At 50.7% G+C, this 1,747-nt stretch carries 1 pseudogene; it reads left to right on the forward strand.

The features are described from left to right. Positions 1 to 97, forward strand: a pseudogene (locus KW848_RS32090) (oxidoreductase); the annotation flags it as partial. Between the last annotated feature and the right edge of the window lie 1,650 nt (positions 98 to 1,747).

Genomic DNA, 1,747 nt, shown 5'->3' on the forward strand with positions numbered 1-1,747 from the left:
CGACGACGTCGCCTCAGCGATTCGTTATGCCTACGAGCAGCCGCAACATGTGTGCATCCGGGAGATCGTGTTGGCGGCAACACGGCAGCAGCCTTGAGTTCAATATCTCGTCGAGCGGCGGTTTGTAAAGTCTCTCTCGGATTATTGTATTTCGCCAAAAAGGGAAGTGTCTGTCAGATAATTAGTTGAATGCCTATTACGATGAGCGGGATGGCGTATTGACGGCATGTCACAACGTGGCCCTTTGTTAGTTCTGCGTGATCACTGACTTCACGTCTGTCAGCTAGTCGTATTGCCGACGTTAAGGTTCAAAGTACCTGGTGGCCAGCGACTGCTGGTTGAGCACCTTCTCTCGCGAGGAATGTACCCAGGACTAGTATTGCTACCGGTCACGGTCGCTCGTGGGGCTGAGATCGCCATGCTGTTGCGCTAGGTGTCTGGGGGGGGCTGTCTGGGACATAACTGTTTCGCCCTGGCGGCTGTCGTGCTTAAATATCCGGCGTTGTTTCTACTTGAGACTTTCCACAATGAGCGATCTGCGTAACGAAGTATCGGGTCAATATATGAGATGCAATGAAGTGTGGAGATCATTTTTGATCAATATTGCCAGTTGGCCCTACTTTAGGTTGCTATCCCGGTATTTGGTTCGATGGTGGCAAATGCGAGTGCCTTACCGCCAGGAATCTACAGCGAATTTTTGCCATATAGGCTGACCGTTTGAGTCGCGCCTGAGCTGGTGAGCGGTGCGATGGTCTCGTCAATGGTCAATGGTCAATGGTCAATGGTCAATGGTCAAGGGATGTGCATCGTCTTGGAAGTCTTAGAGCGCAATGAGTTGCCGGCACACTCAGCGCGATTCGCAGCTAAAGAGTTCTCCGCCTATTTACAAGCTAGGAATATAGTTAGTGGCGACCGCGTCTAAGTCCAGACAGAGTGTTGCATAGAGTTAATTATTCCACTCTTGCGATCATCAAGTGAGGTGTTGCGTATGTCCCCTTATCGTGGCGGATTTCGCTCAAGCGCAAAGAGTATATGACTGAACAATTCGCAGCGTTTACCCCGGCTGTTTTTCGTCGGCAGTATGCGCGAAAACATCAGTGAGCGCCGATGCAGATTAGGTTTCGCTATTTATTTATCTGGGATTGGATCTAGGTGAGAGCCCTTCCAATGCCCGAGCGCGTCTGATCATAATAATTACGCAGGGCGTCAAATAGTCGGGCGAGCTGAATTGCGCGGGGTGTTTTTGTAAAGAGCAATGGATCAATCGATATATATGGTCGATTTTCTGATTGGGCTTTGGAGTGTCTCATTTAATACAGACTCGCTTACCTCATCGCCAGTTCGCGATGGTATCCAGTCGTGCGATAGGGTTTGCAGTCCCATTTTCAGCAGCGTCACACGTCGAATCATTCGCACTTGGCCCGCAATGGCACCTTTAAGGTGCTGAAAATCGGGGTTAGGAATAGGGTTGGCAAGGTGAGCAGGGTGGTCCAGTTCCCGTGGTTCGGAATTGGTGTCCGCATCCAATAGGCTCGCGGCAGTATGAGTTTGATAATTAGTGCTCGCGAGAGGTGTTCATCCCTTAGTCAGTTTTTGGTGCCTTCGAAGCTTATAGCTTGATTATTGTGTATTCATTCTTCTCTTTTTCTTCGGGGGGCAAATCATGGTATATGCGTGTGGTTGGGGACGTGAGGGTGATCTATATGAGACACAAGGGGGGGGGGGGGGGCGGGGGGGCGGGGGGGGG

This window comes from Pseudomonas sp. PDM25 (assembly GCF_019219045.1).
In the GTDB taxonomy this organism is placed as follows: Bacteria; Pseudomonadota; Gammaproteobacteria; order Pseudomonadales; family Pseudomonadaceae; genus Aquipseudomonas.